20 protein-coding genes are annotated in these 18992 nt (G+C 55.6%); 4 read left to right on the top strand and 16 right to left on the bottom strand.

Translation table 11 applies throughout. The features are described 5' to 3' along the window. Positions 1–56 precede the first annotated feature (56 nt). Positions 57–443, bottom strand: a complete 387-nt coding sequence (locus M655_RS12925) for a MarR family winged helix-turn-helix transcriptional regulator (protein ID WP_005830943.1) — start codon at positions 441–443, stop codon at positions 57–59. Between the two features lie 196 nt (positions 444–639). Here M655_RS12925 and M655_RS12920 point away from each other — a divergent pair, with 196 nt between their 5' ends. Both M655_RS12920 and M655_RS12915 read left to right on the top strand, forming a co-directional pair. Further along, positions 640–1842, top strand: a complete 1203-nt coding sequence (locus M655_RS12920) for a sensor histidine kinase (RefSeq protein ID WP_007783941.1) — start codon at positions 640–642, stop codon at positions 1840–1842. Further along, a complete protein-coding gene (locus M655_RS12915; protein ID WP_007783939.1) occupies positions 1839–2516 on the top strand; it encodes a response regulator transcription factor in 678 nt (225 codons plus the stop codon). The genes M655_RS12920 and M655_RS12915 overlap by 4 nt, the downstream gene beginning before the upstream one ends. 17 nt (positions 2517–2533) lie before the next feature. Here M655_RS12915 and M655_RS12910 read toward each other — a convergent pair whose 3' ends face one another. From M655_RS12910 to M655_RS12840, 15 genes are all read right to left on the bottom strand, one after another. After that, complete coding sequence (locus M655_RS12910) at positions 2534–3037, bottom strand: hypothetical protein (protein ID WP_206699193.1); 504 nt, start codon at positions 3035–3037, stop codon at positions 2534–2536. A gap of 271 nt (positions 3038–3308) precedes the next feature. Then, positions 3309–4847 (bottom strand): two-component system sensor histidine kinase NtrB, encoded by a 1539-nt coding sequence (locus tag M655_RS12905; protein WP_007783935.1) that lies wholly within the window; start codon positions 4845–4847, stop codon positions 3309–3311. A 344-nt stretch (positions 4848–5191) separates the two neighbouring features. Continuing rightward, positions 5192–5482: an antibiotic biosynthesis monooxygenase family protein gene (locus M655_RS12900; RefSeq protein WP_005830951.1), complete on the bottom strand. Its 291-nt coding sequence runs from the start codon at positions 5480–5482 to the stop codon at positions 5192–5194. A 79-nt stretch (positions 5483–5561) separates the two neighbouring features. Beyond that, positions 5562–6470, bottom strand: a complete 909-nt coding sequence (locus M655_RS12895; RefSeq protein ID WP_026557262.1) for a hypothetical protein — start codon at positions 6468–6470, stop codon at positions 5562–5564. Positions 6471–6559: 89 nt separating this feature from the next. Continuing rightward, positions 6560–7222 carry a thiamine phosphate synthase gene (gene thiE, locus M655_RS12890; RefSeq protein WP_005830956.1) on the bottom strand — a complete coding sequence of 221 codons (663 nt, stop codon included), beginning with the start codon at positions 7220–7222 and terminating at the stop codon, positions 6560–6562. After that, complete coding sequence (locus M655_RS12885) at positions 7219–7860, bottom strand: thiamine phosphate synthase (RefSeq protein WP_237716644.1); 642 nt, start codon at positions 7858–7860, stop codon at positions 7219–7221. Before M655_RS12885 ends, thiE begins: the two co-directional genes overlap by 4 nt. Beyond that, positions 7838–8206, bottom strand: a complete 369-nt coding sequence (locus tag M655_RS12880; protein WP_007783929.1) for a hypothetical protein — start codon at positions 8204–8206, stop codon at positions 7838–7840. The genes M655_RS12885 and M655_RS12880 overlap by 23 nt, the downstream gene beginning before the upstream one ends. Positions 8207–8324: 118 nt before the next feature. After that, the gene (locus M655_RS12875) at positions 8325–8456 is read right to left on the bottom strand and encodes a hypothetical protein (RefSeq protein ID WP_260507540.1); all 132 of its coding nucleotides are present in this window, start codon (positions 8454–8456) and stop codon (positions 8325–8327) included. A gap of 59 nt (positions 8457–8515) precedes the next feature. Next, on the bottom strand, positions 8516–8932 hold the full coding sequence (locus M655_RS12870) for a DUF3054 domain-containing protein (RefSeq protein ID WP_007783927.1): 417 nt from the start codon (positions 8930–8932) through the stop codon (positions 8516–8518). 94 nt (positions 8933–9026) lie between these two features. After that, positions 9027–9617, bottom strand: coding sequence for a GNAT family N-acetyltransferase (locus tag M655_RS12865; protein ID WP_026557264.1), 591 nt, complete (start codon positions 9615–9617; stop codon positions 9027–9029). A gap of 176 nt (positions 9618–9793) precedes the next feature. Then, a complete protein-coding gene (locus M655_RS12860; protein WP_005830966.1) occupies positions 9794–11320 on the bottom strand; it encodes a tripartite tricarboxylate transporter permease in 1527 nt (508 codons plus the stop codon). 12 nt (positions 11321–11332) lie between these two features. After that, on the bottom strand, positions 11333–11797 hold the full coding sequence (locus M655_RS12855) for a tripartite tricarboxylate transporter TctB family protein (protein WP_005830968.1): 465 nt from the start codon (positions 11795–11797) through the stop codon (positions 11333–11335). A 111-nt stretch (positions 11798–11908) separates the two neighbouring features. Then, positions 11909–12946: a tripartite tricarboxylate transporter substrate binding protein gene (locus M655_RS12850; RefSeq protein WP_026557265.1), complete on the bottom strand. Its 1038-nt coding sequence runs from the start codon at positions 12944–12946 to the stop codon at positions 11909–11911. A 137-nt stretch (positions 12947–13083) separates the two neighbouring features. Then, on the bottom strand, positions 13084–13833 hold the full coding sequence (locus M655_RS12845) for a response regulator (protein ID WP_051353885.1): 750 nt from the start codon (positions 13831–13833) through the stop codon (positions 13084–13086). Continuing rightward, positions 13769–15367 (bottom strand): ATP-binding protein, encoded by a 1599-nt coding sequence (locus tag M655_RS12840; RefSeq protein WP_206699192.1) that lies wholly within the window; start codon positions 15365–15367, stop codon positions 13769–13771. Before M655_RS12840 ends, M655_RS12845 begins: the two co-directional genes overlap by 65 nt. Before the next feature lie 135 nt (positions 15368–15502). Between M655_RS12840 and M655_RS12835 the strand changes: the two genes are divergently transcribed. Then, complete coding sequence (locus tag M655_RS12835) at positions 15503–17266, top strand: UbiD family decarboxylase (protein ID WP_026557266.1); 1764 nt, start codon at positions 15503–15505, stop codon at positions 17264–17266. A gap of 174 nt (positions 17267–17440) precedes the next feature. Then, positions 17441–18931 carry an NCS1 family nucleobase:cation symporter-1 gene (locus M655_RS12830; protein WP_005830978.1) on the top strand — a complete coding sequence of 497 codons (1491 nt, stop codon included), beginning with the start codon at positions 17441–17443 and terminating at the stop codon, positions 18929–18931. Positions 18932–18992: the final 61 nt, after the last annotated feature.

Raw genomic sequence — 18992 nt, 5'->3', positions numbered from 1 at the left:
AACTTGACATGGCTAATCGTGACACTTTCGGCATTGCCATTTGCCGGAAGCGACAATTAGCCTGTTATTTCTTTCTTTTGGGAGAACAATTGTTGCAGCGCATGAAGAGATGAGATCGCGTGAGGATCTTCCGGCTTCAATTCCCGTTGTTCAGACACGCGCTCCGTTAAGGAAACCCACACGATTCGGCGGTCGGTTTGGTCTCGAAAACGACGCACCAGATTTTCCTGCTCCAGCCTGTTGATTAATCCTGACGTGGTACTGTACGGAAGATCGACAGCCTTGCAAATTTCCCCCATCGTTTTTGAACCGTTGCTGAGCTGTTCCAAAATCAGCACCTGCTGCCAGTTCAGATCAGTGCTGTCCAGTTCCTTTTTGGAAATGGACGCAAACAAGGCACTCGCTTCTTTCAGGAGCTTAGCCAACTGAATCAGTTCTTTCATGAAAGCCTCCCTCACTATCCCACATGACCCATCTACATCTTTTATTAGCCAAGATTTATTCTACCTATAGTCATGAGTAGTGAAGTCTATCAGCAGGTTGATTTCCCGTCAGCGAGGGGTCTATCTGGAGATAGACGACACCCCGTGCTAGAATGAAAGTAAACGAGCATCCGGCCAGAGAAAGAAGGATATCTTTTTGCTGAAACTGAGTATAAAAGCGATTCAAAAACGTTTGCTAATCATCTGGTTCTCCATTTTGATCGTGCTGGCCTTGCTGCCAGATTCGTTCATGCGCGAGACTCCCTTACAGTTTTCTCTTACGATTGTACTATTCTTTTGTTACATTGTGGTATTCTGGATTTCAAAAAGGAACTGGAAGCCGTACCAATTTGAACTAGCTACGGTTATGCTCGGCACCATGGCGCTCTTAAAAAGCGTGTTCGCCGGAGGAGAAGGCTTCGGAATGATGCTCCCGCTCGCCGTCTTTATCGGCTTTTACATCGAAGGACGGCGTGCGCTGGCTTACGCGAGTTTTTTTGGCGCGTGCACCACGTTGTTTTTGTATTTTTACGGCATCCTCCAATTTCCGCATATCATTCCGTTTATCCTGACGTACATCGGCTGCTATATCGGGGCGCGGGGATACCGGATTCAAAGCGAGGCGTACAAAACGAACCAAGCCCATTTGGAGGAGCTGCAACAAGCCCATACCGAGCTGCAGGAAGCGCATTCCCAGCTTCAGGAAGCGGCCTTGCACTCGTTGCAGGTAGCGGTTCTGGAGGAACGGACGCGGATTGCCCGCGACATTCACGACGCGCTGGGTCACAGTCTTACCTCGCTGATTGTCCAGCTTCACGCGCTGAAGTACATGCTGCAGGACGGACCGGAGCACGCGCAGGAAGCCGTGCGCAACATGCTCGGCGTAGCGAAGCAAAGCCTGGAAGAAATCCGCACCTCCGTGCATACGCTCGCCATGGACAAAACATCGCTGGGACTCACTCCGCTGCGCGCTTTGCTGTCGCAGGCGCAAAAGCATACAGGGATCAAGATGGAGCTCATCTCATCCGAGCTGGATATCCCGCTGTCCCAGGAGCTGACGATCACGTTTTACCGGATTTTACAGGAAGCGATTACAAATACGCTGCGCCACTCCAATGCAAAAGAAATTCAGGTCATGATCGAGCAGCGGGAAGGCTCCCTCTACTTCTCGATACAGGACGACGGTGACATCACTCCCCAGGATCAAATCAAGCCTGGGTTTGGACTGACAGGGATTGCCGAGCGCATCAAGCAGTTGAACGGCAGCCTGTCCTATTCGGCAAAAGAACCGCATGGATTCAAACTCGATGTAAGATTGCCGCTGGAACATCTGGAAAAAGAAGGGAGCATACGAACATGACAGACCAAGCCAAAAAAATTCGTGTGGTCCTGGTAGACGACCAAAACATGATTCGCCAAGGGTTGGGCTACGTGATACAAATGCAGCAAGATATGGAGGTCGTCGGAGAAGCCTCTGACGGGGAAGAAGCTGTGGAGCTGGTAGGAAAAATCGTGCCAGACGTAGTGTTGATGGACGTGCAAATGCCGAAAAAGTCGGGGATTGAAGCGACACGGGAGATCATGAACATGCATCCGGCCGTCAAAGTATTGATTCTCACCACCTTTGACAACCACAATTACGTCGTGGAAGGAATCCGCGCAGGCGCTGTCGGCTACATGCTGAAGGACGCCGACTCGCAGGAGATGCTCGACCTGATACGCAGAGCCTCCCAGGGGGAAGCTCTTTTTCATACCGCGACAGCAGCCAAGGCGCTGGCGGAAGCCCTGCAAGTTCAGCGCAGCGTTTCCGAACACGCCTCTGCTCCTTCAGCCCTGCTCGATGAGCTGACAGACCGCGAGCTTGACGTCCTGCAACAGATCGCCTACGGGTATCGAAACGATCAGATCGCGCAAAATTTGTTTATTTCGGAAGGCACGGTAAAAACACACGTGCACCGCATTTTGCAAAAAATGGGCGTCGAGGACCGCACCCAGGCAGTCGCCAAAGCCCTTCGACTCAAAATCGTGAAGTAAGACGAAACATTTTCGTTTCAGCAGGCAGAAGGATAGAGCGAGACACGCGTGCCGTCGTCCTGCAAGCGCCATATCACCAGCCCGTCGTGCAGGCGGGCGGCAGACATGGCTTCCTGGACGGCGGCAATTGCTTTTTCCATGTCGATCACGCAGCAAATGACGGCAAGCTCGTCCCGGCTGTCGTCTCCTCCGTCACTATGCCCGTTTCCAGTCCGGCCGAGACATTCATCGAGCAACGCCTCGATAGCATACCTCATCTCCACATCTGCTTCCGACAGGTGCGGAAAGCTCACCACCAGCTTCTGCCAGTCTTCTTTTGCCAGTTCCGCATAGCCTTTTTCCTTCATTTCTTCCGCCCAGTTTTGCAGCACATGAGTCGGCTTTCCTTCGATTTGCTCAGCCACGATCGCATAGTGGTCGCCGCTCTCGCCTACCTGACCGTAATGGACCGTGTACAGACGGTCTTTTTCGTCATACCACGCTTCCCAGTAGCTCCACCTCTTTTCGTTTTTATGCAACATCCGGATCACTCTACGTTCAACTCCGTTCAGCCTTTTTGTAAATTATTCCACCAAACGACACAGTTTGACAACATCTTACATAGAGATTGATTCGAAAGACTTGCAACCTTTTGAGCTAAAAGGACTTCATGCCTACTTCAAACAGATTAACCCGCACAGAACTGCGCCTTTTGGCGTGAAATCCGGATTGGACAGACGCCGCATTTTTCGGAGGAAGGCAACAAAAAAAGACGGATGGTTTGCTCCGTCTTTTTGGATAAGGAAACAGCTTCTATGTGTTTTCCGATACGGAAAGAGGCAGGCGGATTTCAAAGCGCGCTCCATTCAGTCGCGGCGAGTTGTCGGCAAAAATTTCGCCGCCGTGATCTGCAATGATGCGCTGGGTCGTGGACAAGCCAAGTCCTGTCCCCTCCTGCTTGGTCGTAAAAAACGGCACGAACAAATTGTCCAGACAAGCGGTACTCAGTCCCGGCCCGTTGTCCTCGACGACGATGACGACCTGGCTGATGGAGGCGCAGACGGTGACGCGCACCACGCTGCCTTGGGTCAGCAGCGCTTCAAACGCATTTTTCATGATGTTCAGGATCGCCTGCTTGATGCGGGAACGGTAGCCGAACACGTACCATTCGCCAGGGGTGATGTCGAGCTCCAGCTTGATCCCCCTGCGATTGGCTTCTGGCTCCAGTAAACGAATGACCCCAAAAAGCTCGTCCAGCACGAGAAAACGTTCGGAAACGATTTTGTCATCCCTGTACCGGGCCAAAACCAGCACGTCGTTCAACAATCCGTCGATGCGTTCGATCTCCGTCAAAATGACGGAAAAGTAGGACTCGCTGCGCCCCGCCTCTCCCTGCTCGCGCAACAACTGGATGAAGCCTTTGATCGAAGTAAGCGGATTGCGGATTTCATGCGCCATCCCTGCGGCTAGTTGTCCTACAGCCGCCAAAGCTTCCCGCTTGTTCAGCTCTTCCTCGTATCGTTTGCTCTCGGTAATATTTCGAAAAACGGCGATTGCTCCCCACATCTCGCCCATGTAAAAAATCGGACTGGTGCTGACTGTCGTCCATTTTGCACGGTATTCTGCCATGTAATGGCCTGACTGTCCGCGTTCGACGACCCATTGGACGAACCTTTCACTCTCGTGCGGCAAGAAAGCTTCGTCAATGTTCTGTCCGATAATTTGCTCGCGTTTGACGCCAAACAGATGGCACAACGCATGGTTGGCCTCGATAATTTTCAGCGTGCGATCAATCATCAAAACGGCTATGTCGCTCGAATGCAGCACCAGTTGGACCAGCTCCTGCTCGGCAAGCAGGGCGAATTGTTCCCCCTGCGCCCGCTCCAGAGCCGTGCCCGTATGTGGCTGCTGGCTCGGCGGTCGATGCTCCTGGCTGTAGACGCCCACGACTTGGGCAATCAACTGGTCCATCGCCAGAAAAAACGCGTATTGTCCCCGTAAAAGCTCAAGCTGCTCCGCCTCGCTTTGCACCAGCATGGCAGAGTCGTTGTTCATCTGCTCGACAATGCTGTCCCGGCACACCCGCAGGCATTGTACCAGCGTCGCAAGATTCAATCCTTGAAGCAAACACTTGTAAGCGATTTCGTTAATTTCTTGTTCTGCTGCTGTTGGATCATTCTCTTCCACAACTTCCGCCCAGCGAAAGAGCAGTTGGACAAGCAAAGCCTCAGTATGTGCGCGGTCTCCCAGAAGCGAAGCAGAGTGGTCGTGTTTTTCAGAAAGAAAAGAAAACGTTTTGGCCACCGCTGCAGGGGCCAAATGAGTAAGATACTTACTTATTCGATTTTTCAAAACGCTCTGACTCCTTTTCTTCTTCTTGCTTCATTGAGGCCTTCCTTCAAGTATGTATGATAATGATTCTATTATGGACACAAAACCGACATGATGTAAAGAAGAGTGTCCAACAAACAGGTAGATTATCGCCAGCCGATCCCGCTGACGTGAGAGGGTTGCCGCGCATGCCGTCTGCCGGCGATTGTTTGTAGACAACTTTCCTGCCAGAAAGCTAATTGAAACCGCTCTCTTATCTACTTCTATCATATCACGATCATGCATGAGTTTGGCAAAAAAACGTTTATTGTTCAACGATTAAGAAAAAAAGCATTTGCCCAGCAACGACAAATGCTTCCTTTTTCCTATGAGTGAGCTTTCACGATGTAGTTGCGCAAGTCGGATTTGACCGGGCTGTTCTGGTTTGTGCCAGCGTGAGCGCGCTTGAACGCTTCGCTCTGCGTCCAGTTTTGGAACGCCTGTTCATCTGTCCATTTCGTGAAGACGATGTACTCGTCGCCTTCTGTCGGCGCGAGGAAGAGAAACTCCAAAAACCCTGGAACTTCCTTCATCCGCTCGCCACCGCCGCCAAAAGCGCGTTCGAGGTGAGACTGGTAATCGGCAGGAACTTTCAATCGGTTCATTGATACGTACATGCTTGTCCACGTCCTTTTCTAAATGGGTTGCCCTTCCATTATACAACGACGCAGCGAAAAACAAAAAACCGCAGACGCGTCAGTCACGTCTGCGGTTGATCTGCTGCTCCAGCATAATATCCATCAACAAAGTGTCCTGCAACGGGTCTTTTGGATCAACCGTCAGCAAAGCCGCGACAGCCGCCATGGCGCAGCGCACGGACTGGTACGAGTAAAAAGCGTCGCGCTCCGTCTCGCTGAACAAGGAAAGGTCCGAGCGCTCCTGGACCGGATAAGGAAAATCGGTTTCCACGCCTGCCCGATCCAGCACGATCAGCGCCTGCTTGATCGCAAGTAGTGCCGCGCTGACGCTGAGCCCGTACTCCTGGCGCAAGTCATCCCATACTTGGAAAGCGGACCGCTCCACTCTCTCCTGATTCGGCCGTGTGATGATTCCCGATTTCCGCCCTTCCTTCAAAAGCCAGTCGACGAAGATGTCGTGGCGCGGTGGAAACGCATACACTTGCAGCTTCATTTCAAGTTCCGTCGGAAAATCTTTGGCGAAGCGCGCATGAGCCAAAGCCATCTCGTAGCGCCGGGATGGATGCCCGGGTACCGTCACAAAAACGGTATCCTGGCGAACAGCGGCAATCTGCAGCTTCGTCCTCGCCGGAATCCGGCCCTGGGGCGCTTTTTCCCGGCGGATGTTGCCCGGAATCAACTCCGTTCCGAACTGGTGATACTCCAGGGGAGAATCAATCCACGGAATCGGTTCGCGGGTTTGAATCTCGTACAGTCCGTTAAACGTCACCCATTCGCCCGGACGTCGCTGACTGCGAATCAGGACAGCATGGACTTCTTTTTCCGGCGGCAATTCGGTATCCTGATCGTCCGGAGGCGGCTGGAGCCGCTTGTGCTCCATCAGGATGCAGTCGTTCAAGTACAGTCGCTCAAGCAACTCCCGTTTGCTGACCCATTCGTATCCGATCCGGTAAATCCGATTTTTCATCGGTTCCACCTCCTTTTGGTCGCCAGTATCGGTTTCCTTCGTGAATGAGTAATGTTACCCTACCATATGTATTCGTCTCTTTGTCCGTGCTAGATCGAGCGTACAATCCGCAGCAAGTCTGCCGCCGCTTTCCTGGGCGAGTCGGCCCGGCTGATCGCGCTGATGACAGCGACGCCATCGGCTCCCGCGCGTAGCACCTGCTCTGCATTCTCAAGCGTGATCCCGCCGATGCCCACGATCGGCAAGTCGCTGCCGACAGCCTCCCGGATGGCGCGCAGTCCCTCAGGTCCAATCGGCTCGCCCGCATCTGCCTTCGACGAAGTGGCGAACATCGCTCCTACCCCGATGCAGTCTGCACCACCGCTTTTGGCGGCGAGCGCTTCCTCCACCGTCCCTGCGGACACGCCGATGTACATGGCTTCGCCTACTTTTGCTCTCACCTCGGCCAACTGCATGTCATCCTGTCCGACGTGTACCCCGTCCGCTTGCAGCCGAACAGCCAGTTCCACATCGTCGTTGACGAAAAACAGCGCTTGCGCTTCGCGGCAAAGCTGCTGAAGCTGCCGTCCCAGCTCGTGGCGCTCCTCGGAAGTCAGCTTGCTGCCTTTGTCGCGCAACTGCAACGTACCGACTCCGCCCGCAAGCGCCTCGCGCGCGATTTCGATTGTCTTCTCGCTGGAAAATCCGCAATCCTGGGTGCCGATCACCAAATAAACGCCCATCTTTTCCCGAAGTGTTTGCCTGTCGTTCATTTTTCATTCCCCTCCCAACGATCCAATGCCTCGCGATAAGCCATAGCCACTGCCTTCGCATCTGCCGCATTGGTAATTCCCGATAGTACGGCAACGCCTGCGCAGCCTGCGGCGAGTACCTCAGCAGTCCGCTCCGGCGTAATCCCGCCAAGCCCGATCACGGGAACCGTCCACCTGGCCGTTATTTTCATCAGCTCGCCCGTCCCTCTGGGCGCGAGATTCGGCTTCGAGCCGCTTGGAAAAATGTGTCCGTACATCAAATAGTCTGCCCCTGCTGTCACCGCCTGTTCGGCTTCCGCGAAGGAATGGACAGAGCGACCTACTTTTTGTTCCCGCCGCAACACTTGCCGCGCGTCGCTGACCTCCAGACTGTGGTACGCCAGATGGGCGCCTGCACAGCCGGACGCGGCACTCACATCGACCCGATCGTTGACCAGCAGGCTTGCGAGCGGAACCACATTCGCCAAAGCCCGAACCCAGTCCATGCATTCCCTGGCGGTTCGCTGCTTTTCGCGAATATGCAGGTAATCCATCCCTCCGGCATAGGCCGCCTCGGCCATCCGCAGCACCTCTTCGAGCGTTTGCCTGCCGCTCGTAATGACGTGAAGCTCCCGGCTAGTGCGCATCTGCTTTGGCATCGGCACTGGCACCGCCTCCGGACAACGCCGTCAAGCATTCCTGCAGCCATCGCGTCGTCTTGTCGTCGTTGCCGGCAGGCGCTTGCGCGAGCAGCTCCACGACTAGCCTCCGCACGAAAAACGCTTGCTGCACCGTCAGTGGAAAGGTAATCGTTTTTGGCTTGATCTCTTGCTTCTCCAGCGTCTCCACTCCGGCCAAAAGCATATCCCCGATGGATTCGACCAGCTCGCGAAGCTGCTCGTTTTGCTTCAACTCGTCGTAGCATCCGTCGTAGAGTCGGCACAAAATCAAAAACGCCTGTGACGACATGGTCACCGGCTGTACGTCATGCAACGGTTCCGTCATACTGTTTTCCCCTCCACTCGCTTGAAAAACAAAACCTATTATAACACAACTCGTCCGGAATCGAACCATTTGCTGTGCGGGCCAGGCTGGTGAAAAGCAGAAAAAAACCGCTGAAAGCTCAGCGGTCTTTGGAGGTACCTTCGTTACGGTCATTGTGGTGGGATTGGCGCAGGTTCGTGTTCTGATCGTTGTGATCGAGCGTTTTCCCGCGGTTTTTCCCCAAGTCTTTGCTGTTGTTGTTTTTGCCCAACGGATTCACCTCCTGTGGTCATCACACACAGGATAGCGTAACCAATTTGGCACGGTTTATTAGTGAACGGTCTGGTGCCGGGTCCGCTTCCACAGCGCATGGACCAGCGCAAAGGGCAGACGCCAGCCAAGCAGAAAGGCCAGAGTCACGAAGTAGGTCACGCCGGCAAAAATGAGCGTGATCGGCACGCCCGTCCACCAGGAGCGGATCAATAGGCCAATCGGAGCCGCCAGCGTCCACGTGAACAGCATCGTGAGCAACTGCCGTCCCCAGGACGAGTAGGCGCGCTCCGCATAGGTGCGAAAAACGAGGATGGCGATGATCCAGCCGATCAAAAACGGAGCCAGCGTCTCGCCTATTCCGAGAAACGTGACTGGCAAGTTGTGGGCCAGCTTTCCATAGTAGACAAACAGCAAAAAGGCGAGCAGATCCCCGGCGAGCAGGACGCAGCCGGTTGGCAAGATGCGGAGTCTCATGTACACCCTCTTTTCTAAGCGCAACTAGAGGTATTCCTCAAGGTTCATCCCTATTGTACACATGCAGCTTTGGACCTACAATCGCCCCGCCCCTTTATTCACCAAACAGCAACATTTCCAGCCGTTGCTTCACCTCCGGCCACTCCCTGTCGAGGATGCTGAAATAAACCGAATCGCGAATGTATCCGTCCCGCATCACCATATGATTGCGAAGCACGCCCTCGCGGATGCCGCCGATGCGGGCGATGGCGCGCTGGGAGTTGAGATTGCGCGCATCGGTTTTCAACTGGACGCGAATGCAGCCAAGTTCTTCGAAGCAGTGGCGCAGCAAAAGCCATTTGCACTCAGTGTTGACAGCCGTTTTCCAGACGGCGGGGGTCAGCCACGTAAAACCGATTTCCAGTCCGCGATCTTTGCGGGAAATGGCGAGAAACCTCGTGCTGCCGATGACCTGCCCGTCCGCGCGGTTGACGATGGCAAAGGGCAGCTCGGTTTGCTCCGCCTCGTTTTTCAGCGCCTGCTCGATAAAAGCTTGCGCGTCTTCGCGCGTCTGAATCTCCACCGACATGTACGACCAGATTGGCGGAAAGGCCCCCGCAGCAAAAATTCCGTCCACATGCGCCGGGAGCAGCGGCTCCAGTCTGACCCGCTTTCCTTCCAATGTGACAGGCTCGATTGTTCGCATCTTCGTCTCTCCTCTGCTGTACTGCCCGGCTGTCCGGGCAGTACAGTTTCCCGAAATTTTTCCTATGATAAGGGGGGAGGAAGCCGTTGTCAAGAAGCGATAGGAAGCTTTGCGACAAACGAGCCGGCAGACGAACAGCTTGCGGACGGATCCCCTGCTGTATGCCTGAAGGAAAATCAGGCTTCTTCGTTAATCACGACTTGTTTTCCTCGCCGCTTCAACAACAGCGGCACGACGAGCCAGGCCAGCGCGCACAGCAGAAAGACGGCGGACAGCGGCTTCGTGTAAAAAATCGAGAAGTCGCCGTTGGATGTCGTCAGCGCGCGGCGCATGTTGTTTTCGATCATCGGGCCGAGCACCAGCCCCAGTACGAGCGGGGCGAGCGGAAAGTCGTTTTTGCTCAAAAAGTAGCCGAGAATGCCGCAACTGACGAGCAGGATGAGGTCGAACGTGCTGATCTGTACTGCGTAGACGCCGAAAACAGAGATGGCGATAATCATCGGAATCAAAAAATGCGGCGGCGTCTCAATAATTTTGGCAAACACTTTGACCAACGGCATGTTCAGCACGAGCAGCATCAGATTTCCGATGAACATGCTCGCGATCAGTCCCCAGGCGATTTGCGGATGATCGCTGAACAACAGCGGCCCCGGCTGGACGTTGTACATGAGCAGTGCCCCCATCAAGATCGCGGTCGTCCCCGATCCCGGGATTCCGAGCGTCAACAACGGGATCATTGCCCCTCCGGAGGCGGCATTGTTCGCGGATTCCGGGGCGGCTACTCCGGCGATCTCGCCTTTTCCGAAGCGCTCCGGGTGCTTGCTCCATTTTTTCTCCAAAATATAAGAAAAGAAAGAGGCCAGCGTCGCGCCTGCTCCCGGCAGCACGCCGATGAAAAAGCCGAGCAAAGAACCGCGCGCGATCGGAGCGGCACTCTCCTTGAGGTCTTGCTTCGTCGGGAGAATCCGGCCGACCTTGATAATTTCCTGCGAGGACTGGTCGTTTTCCAGAATCGTTTTGAAAACCTCTCCTAGCGCGAACAGGCCGACCGCGATGGTCAGAAACTCCAGCCCTTGATACAGGTCGGGGATGTCGTAGGTGAAGCGGGCGACTCCCGATACGTTGTCGATGCCAATCGTGGCCAGCAAAAGCCCGAGGACGGTCATCAGCAGCGCCTTGGTCATTGACTTGCCGCCAAGCCCGCTCACGGCGCACAGGCCGAGCAGCATGAGCGAAAAATACTCGGCCGGACCGAACTGCAGCGCGAGGTCAGAGAGCGGATCGGCGAGAAAGACGAGCGCGACCAGCGCCACGATCCCGGCCACAAACGAGCCGATGGCCGCAATCGACAGCGCCGCTCCCGCCCGTCCCTGCCGCGCGAGCTGATACCCGTCCAAGGTCGTGACGACCGAAGACGATTCGCCTGGCGTGTTCAGCAAAATCGACGTGGTGGAACCGCCGTACATCGCGCCGTAGTACACGCCTGCCAGCAAAATCAGGGCGCTCGCCGCGGCCATCTCCGGCGGCAAGCCCGCCGTCAAGGAAGCTGTGACCGGCATCAGCAGCGCCACTCCGCTCATCGGCCCGATGCCCGGCAGCACGCCGACAGCCGTCCCGATCAGCACCCCGATAAACGCGTAAAGCAAGTTATGCCATTGAAAAGCGATGAGAAATCCATCGGCCAAATAGTCCAGCGCACTCATTCCGATCCCTCCCTAGACGCCGAGCCAGGTTGGAAGTCCTGGAAGCGTTCCTTTCAGCAATTGCACGTACACCACGTAGACGCCGACGGAAAACAGCAAGGAGACAACCGCCGATTGCAGTTGGCTTTTGCTGCCCATGACCAGAAACGTGACGTAAAGAAACAGAGCGGTAGCGATCACATACCCGATTGGCTCCAAAAGCAGGACATACAGCACCGTCGCCACGAGCATCAGGAGAAACCGTTTGTACAAAAGTTTTTCGGGCGCTTCTGCCACGGCACGGTTTTTCGCCTGGAATGTCTCCCAAAACAGGCGCAGGCTGAGCAGGACAAGCAAGATGCCCAAGCCGAACGGAAACATGTTCGGCCCGACCTGGCTGCCGTATGCACTGGTCGATATATGCTGGCTCTCCGCGATGAAAAAAGCGCCCACTAGCGCAAAAGCGATACTGCCGTACCGATCAAACCTTGCGTTCATACGTACCTCCTTTTTCGATAAGGGAGTTGCAGACGCGTCTTTCTCTCCACCAGGAAAAGCGGACGCGCGCCGCAAAAAGCGGGGCAAAAAAAGGAGAGGAGTGCCCTCTCCCTATTTCGCCATGCCAAGCGAGGTCAACAGCTCTTTTACTAGCTGATCCTGCTCCTCCAAAAACGCCGTGAAGGTCGCCGCGTCCTTGTACTCGCTCTCCCAGCCGTTTGCGGCAAGCTCCTGCTTCCACGCTTCGCTCTCCGACAACTCTTTCAGCTTGGTATCCCAATACGCTTTGGCATCCGCAGGCATGTCAGCCGGGCCGAATACGCCGCGCCAGATCGTAAACGTCGCATCAATTCCTTGTTCTTTCAAGGTCGGGACGTCCTTCAGCTCTCCGCCCATTCGCTCTTCCGACGTGACGCCGAGCACGCGAACCTTGCCTGCCTTCACATATTCTCCTACGCCGGAGGCATCGGTCGCGATCATGTCGGCATTGCCGCCGAGCAAGGCCGCAATCGCTTCTCCGCCGCCGTCGTAGGAGACGTACTTGACCGTTTTCGGGTCCATGCCGTATTTGGCGGCGGGCAACACGCTGACGAGGTGATCCATCGAACCCGGAGCCGAACCGCCTGCGAGCGTCATTTTCGTCGGGTCTTTTTTCAGCTCGTCCAAAAAGCTTTTCATATCCTTGTACGGCGAATCTGCTCGCACGACCAGGGCGCCAAAGTCTTTCGTCATTTGCGCCAGTGGCGTCACATGCTGGAAACCGAACGGACTGTTCCCCTCTTTTTTGTTATGGTTGATGAGAATCGGCGGAGAGCTGACGAACAGCTTGTAAGGGTTGCCTTTGTCTTTGCTGACGTATTCCGCCATGAAGACGGTCCCGCCGCCGCCTGGCTTGTTTTCTACCGTAATCGCTTCGGTCACCAGCTTGCTCTCGTTCAATACTTTGCCAAGCGAGCGGGCTGTCTTGTCCCAGCCGCCGCCTGCCCCGGATGGAGCTACGAACACGATCGGCTTTTCCGGATAGTTGGATGCAGTAGGCACAGGCTGCGCGCCCGAGCCGGACGAGCCGCTGTTCACCCCGCCACAGGCGGCCAGCGCGAGCGTAAAGAAAGCAGACAAAGTAATGAGCATGCATCTTTTCTTTTTCAAACAAAAATCCCCCTCGAACCCGTCGTTTTTGTAAGCGTTACCACGCTTGTCATTAACGTATCATGCCGGGTCTTGCGGGGAATAGTTTTCGTGCATAAGGTATATTTAGAAAATTTTAAACTTTTTGTTCATATTGTTCATGCCCGCTCTTGCAAAAAACGGTACTTTCTCTCCGGCCTGCCGACACTGCCGTAGATCAGGTCGGCTCGCGCCTTTTTTTCCTGCACCAGATGCTCCAGGTAGCGCCGAGCCGTCGTCCGACTGGTGCCGATCTCGCGGCCGATCTCCTCTGCCGAGACACCTTTGTCGCCTGTCTGCCTGATCGCCTCGATCACTTTTTCCAGTGTCAACTGGTCAATGCCTTTTGGCACGGCTGACTCGCGCATTTTCGCCTGGATCGGCCGCCTGGTCAGCATCTGGTCGATGACATCCTGATCGACCTCTGTCGCCTCTCGCGTCCGTGCCAGATGGGCGCGATAGCTCTCCAGCCGCTCGCGAAAGCGCTCGAACACAAGCGGCTTGACGATGTAGTCAAAAACGCCGCCGCGCAGCGCTTCCTGGACCATCTCCATCTCCTTGGCTGCCGTAATCATGATGATGTCCACCTCGCGATAATGCTGGCGGATGTACCAGACCAGCTCTGTGCCGAGCATATCGGGCAAGTACACGTCCAGCAAAACCAGATCGGGACGTATGGCGGCGAACAGCTCTTTGGCGTCGCTGCCGTTGGTGGCGGTGGCAATCACTTCGAATCCCTCGATCTTGCTCACGAATCTTCGGTTAATGTCAATAATCCGCAAATCGTCCTCGACGATCAGCACTTCAAGCTTCTTCACTGCCAGTCCTCCCTTCTCGCGGCAAGGAAACGGTGAACAGCGCGCCGCCATAGTCGCTTTTTCCGACGACGATGTAGCCGCCCATCTCTTCGATGATTCCGCGCACTTTTGCCAAGCCAAGCCCCCGCTCCTCGCCCGCTTTCGTCGAAAACCCGTCTTCAAAAATGGTCTCGCGCCATGCGTCAGGCACTCCCGGCCCGGAGTCGGCTATCTCAAACAGCAGTTCTTCTTCCGTGTCGGCCAAGTAAATGTCGACGCGCTTTTGCGAGACGGCTGCATCGTTGACCGCTTCCAGCGCGTTTTGCAGCAGATTGCCGAGCAGCACGATCACCTGCTGGCGGTTGATATGCGCGGGAAGCGCTTCGAGATGGCTGTCCTGGTCGATCACAAACTGGACTTTCAACTCTTTCGCCCGGTTGTGCATGCCGAGCAAAAGAGCGCCAATCATCGGGTCCGGAATCCGTCTGGCGACAAACAGGATCAGCTCTTCCTGCGCCGATGTCTCGCTCGTAATCAGCTCGATCGCCTCCTGCACCGAGCCGAGCTGCAACAGCCCGGAGATCGTGTACAGCAAGTTGTGGAACTCGTGCGTCTGGGCGCGTAGCACATCCGCATAGCGCCGGACCTGGGACAGCTCCGAGGCGAGCTTGTCGATCTCCGATTTCGGGCGAAAGCTGCTGACGACACCAACGACCTTGTCCCCGAGCTTGATCGGCAGGCGGTTGACGATGATTTCTTTGCCGCTCGTGATCGTCTCGCGGTCGAGCTGTTGTTCCCCCGTCTTCAGCACCTCCGGCATGCGGCTATCCGGCAGCACGTCCAAAATGTGCTTGCGGTGAATGTCTTCCTCCGGCAATTCGAGAATGCGGATCGCTGCCTTGTTCATCATCGTGATCTCGCTGTTTCTGTCAATCGCCACGATCCCCTCCCGGACGGATTCGAGCACGGCGTTGCGCTCCACGTACAGAGCGGCGATCTCTTCCGGCTCCAGTCCGAGCGTCAGCCTTTTTAAATAGCGGCTCAGCCCGATGGCAAAGGCGATCCCGCAGACGAGCGCGATCAGCGTAATGAGCAGAACTTTTTTCTGGTAATCGCCAATGGCTTCTTCGATATCCTCCAGCAAAAAGCCGACCGACACGATGCCGACCACCGCGCCATTGTCGTCGCGAATCGGCACCTTGCCGCGCAAGGAAGGGCCCATGCTCCCGATCGCTTTGGAAATGTACGACTGTCCGTGGGTCAGCCCCGGCTCGTTGTCGCCGCCGACCATCGACTTGCCGATGCGGTCAGGCAGCGGATGCGCGTAGCGAATGCCTTCCCGGTTGCCCACGACGACAAATTCCGCTCCGGTTTGCAGCCGGACGTTTTCCGCGATCGGCTGGATCAGCGCAGACGGCGAGCTGCTTTGAAAAGCCCGGCGCAGTTCGGGGTCGTGGGCGACGATTTTGGCTACGCTCAGCGCCTTTTTCCCGATCTGTTCCTCGATCGACGAGGCTACGATGGAAGAGAAGACGGCGCCAACTGACGAAATAATCAAAATAATGCCGACCGTAATGAGCAAAATCATTCTCGTTTGCAGAGACATCACTTTTCGGGCAGTAGTCACAAATCGCTCACCTCTTGGTTCATCTTACCATCCCGGGCCGATAAAAAGGTAGCTTCATCGCCTATGTTCGTGTACAGTTAAAAGGGAATTACGGGGATGTGGAGGTATCTACAGATGCACGCGAACCTTCGTTCGTTCATAGAACAATTGCACCGCGCCGGACAAGTCGTGGAGATCGACGCACCAGTCGATCCCCATCTGGAGCTGGCCGAGATTCATCGCAGAGTCATTGAAGAGGGCGGACCTGTTCTGCTTTTCACCAATGTCAAAGGAAAATCGTTTCCCGTGGTCACGAACTTGTTCGGGACCGTAGAGCGGGTCGACATGGCGTTTGGGCCAAAACCCGAGGCTGTCGTCCGCAACCTGGTGCACGGGATGGACAAGCTGTTGCCGCCAAAGCTCTCCGGCTTGTGGGAGCTGCGCGAGCCGCTGTTGGAAGTCATGCGCACGGGCACCAAAACCGTGTCTGCCTCCCAAGCGCCTGTGACCCAAATCGCAACAACCGATGTTGACATGACCAAGCTGCCTGCCTTGACAAGCTGGCACCTGGATGGCGGTCCATTCGTCACCTTGCCGCTGGTTTATACAGAGCACCCTGATACAAAAGAGCACAACCTGGGCATGTACCGCATCCAGATTTACGACAAAAACACGACGGGCATGCACTGGCAAATCCAAAAAGGCGGCGGGTTCCACTACCACGAAGCCGAAAAACGGAACCAGTCGCTGCCTGTTACCCTTACGATCGGCGGCCCTCCTGCCCTGATCGTCTCCGCGATCGCGCCCCTGCCGGAAATGGTGCCGGAGCTGGTCTTCGCCTCGCTCTTGATGGGCGACAAGCTGAAAATGGCGGAGGTGCCGAACCATCCGCACCGGATCGTCGCGGAAGCCGAGTTTGTGTTCGCGGGAGAAGTTCCTCCGCACATCAGACGCCCTGAGGGGCCTTTTGGCGACCACTTCGGCTATTACTCCTGGGAGCATGACTTCCCGGTGTTCAACGTGAAGCAGATGTGGCACCGCAAAGACGCGATCTATCCGGCCACCGTCGTCGGGAAGCCGCGCCAGGAAGACTATTACATCGGGGAATATTTGCAACGGCTGCTGTCGCCTCTCTTCCCTGTCGTCATGCCGGGTGTCAAAGCGCTCTGGACATACGGGGAAACAGGCTTCCACGCGCTCGCCGGCGCGATTGTGCGCGAAAGCTACTATAAGGAAGCGATGGCGCACGCCTTCCGCATCATGGGAGAAGGCCAGCTCACGTTGACGAAGTTTTTGATGGTGACCGATGTGCCGTGTGACCTGAGCAATTTCAAGCATTTCCTCGAAATCGTCCTGGCTCGCTTCCAGCCGGAGCGCGACCTGCTCATCGTCAACGATACGTCGAACGATACGCTCGACTACACCGGACGGAAGCTGAACCACGGCTCCAAAGGAATCATGCTCGGCATCGGCGACCCCGTCCGCGAGCTGCCACGCGAGTACAAAGGACAAGGCATTCCGAGCATAACCGATATTCGCGCGTTTTGCCCCGGATGTCTGGTCATTTCCGGGCCGAGCTTCAGCGAAAGGCCGGAGCTGGGCGAAGAGTTGCTGTCCTATCTCAACGAAAATCTGGCAGACTGGCCGATGATCTGCATGGTGGACGATGCGGCGATTGCCGAGAAGCAAAGCAGCTTCCTCTGGACCGTGTTCACTCGTTTCGACCCGGCTCACGATCTGTACGCCAAGTCGACGATTGTCCGCAACAAAATCCGCTACGAAGGGCCGCTGGTCGTCGATGCGCGGATGAAGCCTTTCTACCCGGATGAAGTAGAGACGCTGCCGGAAATATCGGCATTGGTCGACAAACGCTGGAACGAATATTTCCCAAAAGCATAGCATTGCCACCTGCCGTACGTCTGGAACGAATCGTTCCAGACGTTTTTTTTGCCCGGGAAAAAGCTGTACTTAGGGCTTCTTTCCCCCAATATAATGTTACAACTTGTATTCGAGACAACCTGGGGGCGGTTGTCCGAATGCCAGCGATTTTGTCAAAAAAAGGAGGGAAAGAAAATGAAGACGCAGGAAGATGCAAATGGAATTGTCACCCTGACAAAAGCAGGGGAAGACCTTATCAAAGACAGCTCGCTCTACAATGAAGGGCTGCGGCCGACGACGAAAGCTGAGCATTCGTGGACCGCGTACAACTTTGCCAGCCTCTGGATCGGGATGTCGATCTGTCTTCCCACGTACGCGATGGCAGCCGGGCTGATCTCGTTGGGCATGAACTGGTGGCAGGCGATCTTGACCATTATTCTCGGAAACTGTATTGTCCTTATCCCTATCCTTCTCAACTCCCATGCCGGGACGAAATTCGGCATCCCCTACCCTGTGTTCGCCCGGCTCTGGTTCGGCTCCAAGGGCGCTCACATTCCAGCGGTCGCTCGCGGGCTGATCGGAGCTGGCTGGTTTGGCATCAACTGTTGGTTCGGCGGAGCCGCCATTGATACGCTGCTCATGTCGATGACAGACTGGGCCAGTGTCCCCGGCCATCTGTGGATTTCCTTTTTCGGCTTTTGGCTCCTGAACGTATGGGTCGCCTATCGCGGTCCGGAAGCGATCAAAAAGATGGAAGCCTGGGCAGCGCCGATCCTGATTATCATGAGCCTGGCCTTGCTCGTCTGGGCGCTGACCAAAGCAGGCGGATGGGGGCCGATGCTCTCCGCTCCATCCACATTCACCTCTGCCGGCGAGTTTTTGAAGGTCTTTTTCCCGGCACTGACAGGCGCGATCGCCTTCTGGGCAACCATGGCGCTCAATATTCCGGACTTCTGTCGCTACGCGAAAAGCCAAAAAGCGCAAATCGTCGGCCAATCCTCGTCCTTGCCGACGACCATGGGCTTCTTCTCCTTCATCGGGGTAGCCGTCGCCTCCGCTACCGTCGTCATTTACGGAGAAGCGCTGTGGGACCCTGCCGCCGTACTGGCGAAGTTTTCGCCGCTCGCCATCTTCCTCGGCACGATCGGCATCATTCTCGCCACCTTGACCACCAATGTGGCCGCCAACATCGTCGCCCCCGCCCGCGCCGTGGAAAACCTCGCGCCACGCCGTCTCTCCTACGAGGCCGGAGCGATCATCGCCGGTGTCGTCTCCCTGCTCATGCAGCCGTGGTATATTTTGGAAAATTTCGGTAATTATATCTTCCTCTGGCTCGGTACGTATGGCGCGTTGCTTGGCCCGATTGACGGAATTGCGATTGCTGACTACTGGCTCGTGCGCAAAAGACGCATCCATCTGACGGAGCTGTACAAACCGAACGGCATGTACGCCTACAAGACAGGCTTTAACATGCGAGCGATCTGGGCCATGCTGATCGGGATTGCGATTCCGTTTGTCAGCAAGTACATCCCCGGCTTCCATATCATTTGGGACAACGCCTGGACGGTCGGGCTCTTGATTTCGCTTGCGATCTACACGTGGATGATGAAAAACGACGCCTCGATCATGAGCCAAAAAGAGTACGACCAGATCACGACACAAGCGCAGGAGTCGCGCGCTTCCTGAATCGGAATCCGCATCACGGCAAAAAAAGACTGACAACCATAACGGGTTGCCAGTCTTTTGC

The sequence above is a fragment of the Brevibacillus sp. NSP2.1 genome (genome assembly GCF_000470975.2).
GTDB classification, from domain to species: Bacteria; Bacillota; Bacilli; order Brevibacillales; family Brevibacillaceae; genus Brevibacillus; species Brevibacillus agri.
Note: the sequence above shows the minus strand (reverse complement) of the source record. Positions and strands in the feature narration are given on the sequence as shown.

Coding starts and splice junctions, on each gene's coding strand:
- M655_RS12925 (WP_005830943.1), bottom strand. CDS start 443: ATGAAAGAACTGATTCAGTTGGCTAAGCTCCTGAAAGAAGCGAGTGCC.
- M655_RS12915 (WP_007783939.1), top strand. CDS start 1,839: ATGACAGACCAAGCCAAAAAAATTCGTGTGGTCCTGGTAGACGACCAA.
- M655_RS12910 (WP_206699193.1), bottom strand. CDS start 3,037: ATGTTGCATAAAAACGAAAAGAGGTGGAGCTACTGGGAAGCGTGGTAT.
- M655_RS12900 (WP_005830951.1), bottom strand. CDS start 5,482: ATGTACGTATCAATGAACCGATTGAAAGTTCCTGCCGATTACCAGTCT.
- M655_RS12895 (WP_026557262.1), bottom strand. CDS start 6,470: ATGAAAAATCGGATTTACCGGATCGGATACGAATGGGTCAGCAAACGG.
- thiE (WP_005830956.1), bottom strand. CDS start 7,222: ATGAACGACAGGCAAACACTTCGGGAAAAGATGGGCGTTTATTTGGTG.
- M655_RS12885 (WP_237716644.1), bottom strand. CDS start 7,860: ATGCCAAAGCAGATGCGCACTAGCCGGGAGCTTCACGTCATTACGAGC.
- M655_RS12880 (WP_007783929.1), bottom strand. CDS start 8,206: ATGACGGAACCGTTGCATGACGTACAGCCGGTGACCATGTCGTCACAG.
- M655_RS12870 (WP_007783927.1), bottom strand. CDS start 8,932: ATGAGACTCCGCATCTTGCCAACCGGCTGCGTCCTGCTCGCCGGGGAT.
- M655_RS12865 (WP_026557264.1), bottom strand. CDS start 9,617: ATGCGAACAATCGAGCCTGTCACATTGGAAGGAAAGCGGGTCAGACTG.
- M655_RS12860 (WP_005830966.1), bottom strand. CDS start 11,320: ATGAGTGCGCTGGACTATTTGGCCGATGGATTTCTCATCGCTTTTCAA.
- M655_RS12855 (WP_005830968.1), bottom strand. CDS start 11,797: ATGAACGCAAGGTTTGATCGGTACGGCAGTATCGCTTTTGCGCTAGTG.
- M655_RS12845 (WP_051353885.1), bottom strand. CDS start 13,833: ATGGCGGCGCGCTGTTCACCGTTTCCTTGCCGCGAGAAGGGAGGACTG.
- M655_RS12840 (WP_206699192.1), bottom strand. CDS start 15,367: ATGTCTCTGCAAACGAGAATGATTTTGCTCATTACGGTCGGCATTATT.
- M655_RS12835 (WP_026557266.1), top strand. CDS start 15,503: ATGCACGCGAACCTTCGTTCGTTCATAGAACAATTGCACCGCGCCGGA.
- M655_RS12830 (WP_005830978.1), top strand. CDS start 17,441: ATGAAGACGCAGGAAGATGCAAATGGAATTGTCACCCTGACAAAAGCA.